The organism is Streptomyces sp. NPDC101225 (genome assembly GCF_044767585.1).
In the GTDB taxonomy this organism is placed as follows: Bacteria; Actinomycetota; Actinomycetes; order Streptomycetales; family Streptomycetaceae; genus Streptomyces.
Genome location: NZ_JBIWOE010000022.1, coordinates 138,983 through 147,476 on the forward strand (window position 1 = coordinate 138,983; position 8,494 = coordinate 147,476).

The following is an 8,494-nucleotide window of genomic DNA, read 5'->3' on the forward strand; positions in this document are numbered from 1 at the left end:
ACGCCCCGCGTCCGGCACCGATCGCGCACCCCTCCACCGCCCCGTAAGCTGCCCCGTTCGGCACACAGCGTGAGCGTGCGGCAGAATCGGGCCTTGATGAGCACCTACGGCAACTTCACCGCCCCCATAGGCTCCCGCCGCGCCACGGCCCTGCGCACGGTCGGCACGAGGGAGCGCCGCTCCCACCTGAGCGCACCGCGTGTGCCGACGGTGGGCATCGACATCGGCGGCACCAAGGTGATGGCCGGCGTCGTGGACGCCGACGGCAACATCCTGGAGAAGGTCCGCACGGAGACGCCGGACAAGTCCAAGAGCCCCAAGGTCGTCGAGGACACCATCGTCGAGCTGGTGCTGGACCTGTCCGACCGGCACGACGTCCACGCGGTGGGCATCGGCGCGGCCGGCTGGGTCGACGCCGACCGCAACCGCGTCCTGTTCGCCCCCCACCTGTCCTGGCGCAACGAACCGCTGCGCGACCGCCTCGCGGGCCGGCTCGCCGTGCCCGTCCTGGTGGACAACGACGCCAACTCCGCCGCCTGGGCCGAGTGGCGCTTCGGCGCCGGCCGCGGCGAGGACCACCTGGTCATGATCACGCTGGGTACCGGCATCGGCGGCGCGATCCTGGAGGACGGCCAGGTCAAGCGGGGCAAGTACGGCGTCGCCGGCGAGTTCGGCCACATGCAGGTCGTGCCCGGCGGACACCGTTGCCCGTGCGGCAACCGCGGCTGCTGGGAGCAGTACAGCTCCGGCAACGCGCTGGTCCGCGAGGCCAAGGAGCTGGCCGCCGCCGACTCCCCGGTGGCCTACGGGATCATCGAGCACGTCAAGGGGCAGATCGGCGACATCACCGGCCCGATGATCACCGAGCTGGCCCGCGAGGGCGACGCGATGTGCATAGAGCTGCTGCAGGACATCGGCCAGTGGCTCGGCGTCGGCATCGCCAACCTCGCCGCGGCACTCGACCCGTCCTGCTTCGTCATCGGCGGCGGGGTGTCCGCCGCCGACGACCTGCTGATCGCTCCCGCGCGCGACGCGTTCAAGCGCCAGCTCACCGGGCGCGGCTACCGTCCCGAGGCCCGTATCGTCCGCGCCCAGCTCGGCCCCGAGGCGGGCATGGTGGGCGCCGCCGACCTGGCCCGCCTGGTCGCCCGCCGCTTCCGCCGCGCCAACCGGCGCCGGGTCGAGCGGCACGAGCGCTACGCGCGCTACACGGAGGCCCGACGGTCCCAGCGGGACAGCGCATGACGCCCTCCCTGCCGTACCAGCCGGTCTCCTCGGGAGAACCGCCCCGGCGGCCCGAGGACCGCCGTCACCGCATCCGCCGCCGGGCGCTCACCCTGCTCATCATCGTGCTGCTCATCGGCATCCCGGCCGGCTACCTGGTCATCTCCGCCAACCAGAGCCGCAACAGCGGCAAGGACAAGGAGGCCAAGTACGCCGCGACCGGCCTCACCAAGGGCTGGCCGTCGAAGGTGCAGCGCCGCATCTACCAGGTGCCGATGCCGCACCCGTCGGGCAAGGTCGCGGCCTACGAGACCAACAACTGGAAGACCAGCCGGCTCTACGTCCAGTTCCAGACGCCGAAGGCCAACCTGGACGTCTTCCTCAACGACCTGGGCGTCACGCGCTCCGACCTGAGGAAGGGCGCCGTCACCATCAGCGCCCGTGACCAGAAGATCACCGGCTGGAGGTTCACCACCCCGGGCCCCTGGTACGGCCTCGTCCACGAGCAGAAGGCGCCGAAGCCCACCCAGGACGTCATGGTGAGCCTGGCGGACAGGAACAACCCGTTCTTCTACGTCGTCTCCCGCACGGTTCCCTGAGCGGGCCCGCCCCGGCACCGTCGCCGGAGCCGATTGTCGGACCCCGCCCGTAGAGTCGAAGACGTCTGGTCCGATGCGACGGGCGGGAGGTGACAGGTCGTATGGGCGACACGGCTGCGGTGGCCGGGCGCGGGCGGAGCGCGGAGGTGTCCGTGCCCGTCCGGCTCGCGGCCGTCTTCCTGCCCGCGCCGCTGCCGAGGGACGGCCGGTTCGCCTTCTGGGACCCCGACGGCGGCCCGCTGCCCGCCGGGGACGGCGAGCTCACCGTCGTGCGGCCGCACGGCTCGGGGGTGCGGCGCAGGACCACCCCCGCGCTGTCCCTCCCGGTCGGCGAGGCCCTGCCGCTCCTCGTCCGCGCCCGGCGCGACCCCGCCGCCCACCCCGCCACCGCCTGCTGGGGCGCGGCGGCCCTGCACGCGCTGCGGCTCACCGCCCGGGGACGCCTGCTGCCCGGACTGACGGCCACCGGCCACGACGCCTGGCGGGCCGGCCCCCTGGACCCGGACGACATCGCGCATGTCCGCGCCGTCGCCGCGGCCCTTCCGTACGAGGGCCACGCGGTGCCGCTGCCCGGGCCGGGACCGCTCCGGCTGCCCGAGCCGGAGGCGCTGATGCGTGCCTTCCTGGACGCGGTCGCGGACACCCTCCCGCGCACCCCCGCCGCCCCGCACGCGTCCGGCCGGCCCTTCGCGGACCGCCGCCCGCAGCGGCTGCCCGGCGCGCAGGACTGGGCCGCGGAGGTCGCCGCCGGCATGGACGCGGGCGTGCGCGTCTCGCTCCGGCTCGACCTGTCGGCCTACGAGCTGTTCGACCGGGGCGAGGGAGTGCGCACCGCGGGCGCCGCGATCGTCCAGGTGCACAGCCTCGCCGACCCCACCCTGGTCGCCGACGCCGCGGCCCTGTGGGCGGGCGAGGCGGACGCGGCGTTCGGTCCCCGCGCCCGCGTCGACGCGGCCCTCGCCGTGCGGCGCGCGGCACGGATCTGGCCGCCGCTGGACCGGCTCTCCGAGCAGGACGTGCCCGACGTCCTGCCATTGTACGACGAGGAGCTGGGCGAGCTGCTCGGCGTCGCGGCGACCCGCCTCGCCGCCGCCGGGGTCGCGGTGCACTGGCCCCGCGACCTGGCCCAGGACCTGAGCGCGACCGCGGTGGTACGGCCCGCGCCGGGCTCCGCGACGGACGGCACCGCCTTCTTCGACAGCGAGGAACTCCTGCAGTTCCGCTGGCAGCTGGCGATCGGCGGCGATCCGCTCAGCGAGGCCGAGATGGACTCCCTCGCGGAGGCCCACCGTCCGGTCGTGCGGCTGCGGGACCGCTGGGTGCTGGTCGACCCCGCTCTGGTCCGCAAGGCCCGCAAGCGGGAGCTGGGTCTGCTCGACCCGGTGGACGCGCTCTCGGTCGCGCTCAGCGGCAGCGCGGAGGTGGACGGGGAGGCGGTCGAGGCGGTCCCGGTCGGCGCCCTGGCCGCTCTGCGCGACCGGATCACCGCGGGAATCGCCCCTGCCGAGCCCCCGCCCGGCCTGCGGGCGACCCTGCGCGACTACCAGCTCCGGGGCCTGGCCTGGCTGGACCTGATGACCTCGCTGGGGCTCGGCGGCTGCCTCGCCGACGACATGGGCCTCGGCAAGACCATCACCGTCATCGCGCTGCACCTGGAGCGCGCCCGCCGCGAACCGACCCTGGTGGTCTGCCCCGCCTCCCTGCTCGGCAACTGGCAGCGGGAGATCGGCCGCTTCGCACCCGGCGTCCCCGTCCGCCGCTTCCACGGCCCGGACCGCACCCTGGAGGACCTGACCGGCGGCTTCGTCCTGACGACGTACGGCACGATGCGGACCACCGCGCCGCGCCTGGCCGAGCGGCACTGGGGCCTGGTCGTCGCCGACGAGGCCCAGCACGTGAAGAACCCCTACTCGGCGACGGCGAAGGCCCTGCGCACGATCCCGTCCCCGGCGCGGGTGGCGCTCACCGGCACCCCCGTGGAGAACAACCTCTCCGAGCTGTGGGCCCTGCTCGACTGGACCACCCCCGGCCTCCTGGGCCCGCTGAAGTCGTTCCGTGCCCGGCACGCGCGCGCGGTGGAGAACGGCGAGGACGAGGAGGCCGTGCTCCGGCTGGCCCGTCTGGTCCGACCCTTCCTGCTGCGCCGCAAGAAGTCCGACCCCGGCATCGTGCCCGAGCTGCCGCCCAAGACGGAGACGGACCACCCGGTGCCGCTCACCCGCGAACAGGCCGCGCTGTACGAGGCGGTGGTGCGGGAGTCGATGTACGCCATCGAGACCTCGGAGGGCATCGCGCGCCGGGGCCTGGTGCTGAAGCTGCTCGGCGCGCTGAAGCAGATCTGCGACCACCCGGCGCTCTATCTGAAGGAGGAGGCCGCGGCCGACGGCCGCCTGCTCGCCCGCTCGGGCAAACTGGCGCTGCTCGACGAGCTGTTGGACACGCTCCTGGCGGAGGACGGCTCGGCGCTCGTCTTCACGCAGTACGTCGGCATGGCCCGGCTGATCACCGCCCATCTCGCCTCCCGCGCCGTCCCGGTGGACCTGCTGCACGGCGGCACACCGGTTCCGGAGCGCGAGCGCATGGTGGACCGCTTCCAGAGCGGGGCGACACCGGTGCTGGTGCTCTCCCTGAAGGCGGCCGGCACCGGCCTGAACCTCACCCGCGCGGGCCATGTCGTCCACTTCGACCGCTGGTGGAACCCGGCCGTCGAGGAACAGGCCACCGACCGCGCCTACCGCATCGGCCAGACCCAGCCGGTGCAGGTCCACCGGCTCATCACCGAGGGCACGGTCGAGGACCGTATCGCCGAGATGCTCGAGGCCAAGCGCGCCCTGGCCGACGCCGTCCTCGGCTCCGGCGAGTCGGCCCTCACGGAGCTGACCGACCGTGAGCTCGCCGACCTGGTGTCCCTGAGGAGACCGGCATGACTCCGGGTCCGGCCGACGAGGCACGCCGGGCGCTGCGGGAGGCGCGGGAACGGGAGGGGGCCGCCCCGCCGGAGCCGGCCCCCGACGCGGCCCAGGCGCCCGCGACTTCCGACGTGCGGGCCGCCGCTCGGGCCACGTCCGCGGCTTCCGACGTGCGCGCCGCTTCGGCCGCGTCCGCGGCTTCCGATGTACGCGACGCGTCCGCCGCGCCCGGCGCCGCCGACGTGCGCGAGGAAACCGGGCTGCCCGACCGCCCCGGGCCGCGGCCCGGTGATGCCGCCCGCGCGGCCCTGCGCCGGACGGCCGCTGCGCCGACGCCGGGCGAACCGCCGGACGAGGAGGTCCCGGCGCCGGCGGAGGAGCCCCGGCCGCGGGAGTCCGGCCCTGCCGCGGCGCGTCCCGGCGACGCCGCGCGCGAGGCGTTGCGGGCCGCGCGCGCGGAGTCGCTGCGGGCGCGGGAGGAGGCCGGGCGCCGGCCGCGGCGCCCGGCGCCGGACGAGGCCCGTGGCGCTGCCCGCCGTCGTGCACCCGGCCTCCAGGCGCGTGACATGCGGGAGTTGGTGGCCGACGCCTTGCGCATGCCCGACGCGGCGGCCGGACCGGGCCGGGCGGACGAGGACGAGGGGCGCCCCCCGCGGGAAGCCGGCCCCGGCGGCCCGCCCGCCCCCGTCGGCGAGGCACAGCGGCCCGACCCTCACCCCGATCCCGACCCCGACCCCATCCCCACCCCCAACCCCGATCCCGCCCCCCACCCCGACCCCCAACCCGATCCCGATCCCGCCCCCCACCCCGACCCCCAACCCGATCCCGATCCCGCCCCCCACCCCGACCCCCAACCCGATCCCGATCCCGACCCTCACCCCGACCCCCAACCCGATCCCGCGCCCGCGCGCGCCGCGTCCATGGCCGCCCCCGGCCGCGACGGCGAGCTGCGCCGTACGTTCCCGGCGTTCCCCTCCCGCGGCCCGGCCTCCCCGGCCGGCGCCCGGTTCGCCGGGACCTGGTGGGGCAACGCCTGGGTCACGGCGCTGGAGGAGGGCGCGCTGGACGCCAAGCGGCTGGCGCGGGGCCGGAGTTACGCCGAGCAGGGCCATGTGGACGCCATCACCGTGACGCCCGGACTCGTGCTCGCCTACGTGCAGGGCAGCCGCCCGCGCCCGTACCGCGTGCAGGTGCGGCTGCGCACGCTGGACGACGCGGACTGGGCGCGGTTCCTGGACGCCGCCGCCGAGCGTCCGGGGCACATCGCGGCGCTGCTCGACAAGGAGCTGCCCCAGTCCCTCGCCGACTGCGGGGTGCCGCTGCTGCCGGGACCGCGTGACCTCGACCCCCACTGCAGCTGCCCCGACCGCGGCCACCCCTGCAAACATGCCGCCGCGCTCTGCTACCAGTCGGCCCGCCTGCTCGACGCCGACCCCTTCGTGCTGCTCCTGCTGCGCGGGCGCGGCGAGCGCGAACTGCTCGACGCCCTCTCCCGCCTGAACGCCACGCGCGCGGCCCGCGCCGCCCGCGAACAGCCGGCGGCGCCGCTCCCGGGCGTACGCGCCACGGACGTCCTCGCCCGCGACCGTCCGCCCGCGCTCCCGGCGCCGTTGCCGGCGCCCGCGCACCCCGAGCAGCCCCCGGTCTACCCGGCCGCGCCGGGCGGCCCCGACCCGTTCGCGCTGGACCAGCTGGCGACCGACGCCGCCGCGCGCGCCCACGCCCTGCTCACCACCGGCCGCGACCCGGTGGCGGAGCTGACGCTGTGGCAGGACGCGGTCCGGCTGGCCGCCGCCCGGCCCGGCTCGGGCCTCACCGCGGGCTCCCGTTCGCTCTACGCCTCGCTCGCCTCCGCCGCGGGCCGCGCCCCCGCCGAACTGGCCCGCGCGGTCGCGGCCTGGCGGCAGGGCGGCATCGAAGGCCTCGCCGTGCTGGAGGAGTCCTGGGACCCGCCGGCCGGACGCTTCGACCGCGCCCGCCCGCTCCTCCTGGCCGCCGACCTGCCGGCCTTCCGCCCCTGGCGCAACCACCTCACCCACCCTCGCGGCCATGTCCAACTCCGCCTGGGACGGGACGGGTTGTGGTACGCGTACGAATCGGAGCCCGGCCGCGACGACTGGTGGCCCCGCGGCACCCCCGACCTCGATCCGGTCGGCGCCCTGACCGGCCTCGGTGCGTCGCCGGAGGGCTGACGGGCGGGCAGGGCACCGGCCGCGACGGACGAGGCGCTGCGGGAGCTGCGGCGGACGAGGACCCGAGGACCACCGGTGAAGGAGGCGTGAGGGTTCGTCGATGATCCGCGGGAGTCAGGTGTAAGGGCCCGGGGCCCCATATCCGCAGGCCCGGAAAGGGCGGTTAGCGTGGAGCGGTGAACGAGACGAAGACCCCTGCCCTCCAGTACCGCTTCGACGGCCCGGAAGACGCCCCGGTCCTCATCCTCGGTCCCTCGCTCGGTACGACCTGGCACATGTGGGACCGTCAGGTGCCCGAGCTGACGCAGCACTGGCGCGTCTTCCGTTTCGACCTTCCCGGCCACGGCGGGGCGCCCGCGTACCCGGTCGGCTCGGTCGGCGGCCTCACCGCCCGGCTGCTGGCGACGCTGGACGCGGTCGGCGTCCACCGCTTCGGCTACGCGGGCTGCGCGCTCGGCGGCGCGGTCGGCCTCGAACTGGCGCTGCGCCACCCCGACCGGATCGCCTCGCTGGCGCTGATCGCCGCCTCGCCGCGCTTCGGCACGGCGGACGAGTTCCGCGGGCGCGGGGTGATCGTGCGCACGAACGGCCTCGACCCCATCGCCCGCAGCTCTCCCGACCGCTGGTTCACCCACGGTTTCGCCGCCGCGCAGCCCGCGATCACCGACTGGGCCGTGCAGATGGTGCGCACCACCGACCCCGGCTGTTACATCGCCGCCTGCGAGGCGCTGGCCTCGTTCGACGTGCGGGCGGAACTCGGCGGTGCCGGGGTGCCGACCCTCGTCCTGGTCGGCTCCGAGGACCGGGTGACCGGCCCCGCGGAGGCCCGGACCCTGGTGGCCGGCGTCCCCGACGCCCGCCTCGCCGTCGTCCCCGGCGCCTCCCACCTGGTCCCCGTCGAGCAGCCGGCCGCCGTCCGCGACCTGCTGGTCCGGCACTTCTCCTCGCCCTGGAAGGCCGCCTTCGACTCGGACACCGGTCAGATGGCCATCCCCGCCCCGCCGCTCAAGCGGGTGCTGGCCGCCACGCCTCCGCATCCCGCGCCCGTCGCCGAGATCGCGCCCCCGGTGACCGTGCCCGGGCAGCTGTCGGGCCGGCCGGACCCCTACGACACCGGGATCAAGGTGCGCCGCGAGGTGCTCGGCGACGCGCACGTCGACCGGACGCTGGCGCAGGCGGACGAGTTCTCCGGGGACTTCCAGGAGCTCGTCACGCGGTACGCCTGGGGCGAGATCTGGGACCGTCCCGGCCTCGACCGGCGGTCCCGCAGCTGCGTGACGCTCACCGCCCTGGTCGCGGGCGGCCACACCGACCAGCTCGCCTCGCACGTCCGCGCCGCCCTGCGCAACGGCCTGACTCCCGCCGAGATCAAGGAAGTCCTGCTGCAGGCGGCCGTCTACTGCGGCATCCCGGCGGCCGGCGGCGCCTTCAGGGTGGCCCAGCAGGTGATCAGGGAGGAGACCACTCCCACCGAGTGACAGTGAGGATTGACCATGGCACCGCTCGGGGGTCTGACTCTCCGAGTGACTGACGCTTCGGCTGTCCTTCTGGGGAATCGTCGGCCTGCCGG

At 75.8% G+C, this 8,494-nt stretch carries 5 protein-coding genes; all 5 read left to right on the forward strand.

Going from position 1 to position 8,494, the window contains the following annotated elements:
• Nucleotides 1-96: 96 nt before the first annotated feature.
• The gene (locus tag ACIRPX_RS27940; RefSeq protein ID WP_404200108.1) at nt 97-1,245 is read left to right on the forward strand and encodes an ROK family glucokinase; all 1,149 of its coding nucleotides are present in this window, start codon (nt 97-99) and stop codon (nt 1,243-1,245) included.
• Nucleotides 1,242-1,823, forward strand: a complete 582-nt coding sequence (locus ACIRPX_RS27945; RefSeq protein ID WP_404200085.1) for a sugar kinase — start codon at nt 1,242-1,244, stop codon at nt 1,821-1,823. The genes ACIRPX_RS27940 and ACIRPX_RS27945 overlap by 4 nt, the downstream gene beginning before the upstream one ends.
• Before the next feature lie 101 nt (nt 1,824-1,924).
• On the forward strand, nt 1,925-4,750 hold the full coding sequence (locus ACIRPX_RS27950) for an SNF2-related protein (RefSeq protein ID WP_404200088.1): 2,826 nt from the start codon (nt 1,925-1,927) through the stop codon (nt 4,748-4,750).
• Nucleotides 4,747-6,924, forward strand: a complete 2,178-nt coding sequence (locus tag ACIRPX_RS27955) for an SWIM zinc finger family protein (protein ID WP_404200091.1) — start codon at nt 4,747-4,749, stop codon at nt 6,922-6,924. The genes ACIRPX_RS27950 and ACIRPX_RS27955 overlap by 4 nt, the downstream gene beginning before the upstream one ends.
• Before the next feature lie 176 nt (nt 6,925-7,100).
• Nucleotides 7,101-8,402 carry an alpha/beta fold hydrolase gene (locus ACIRPX_RS27960; protein WP_404200094.1) on the forward strand — a complete coding sequence of 434 codons (1,302 nt, stop codon included), beginning with the start codon at nt 7,101-7,103 and terminating at the stop codon, nt 8,400-8,402.
• Nucleotides 8,403-8,494: the final 92 nt, after the last annotated feature.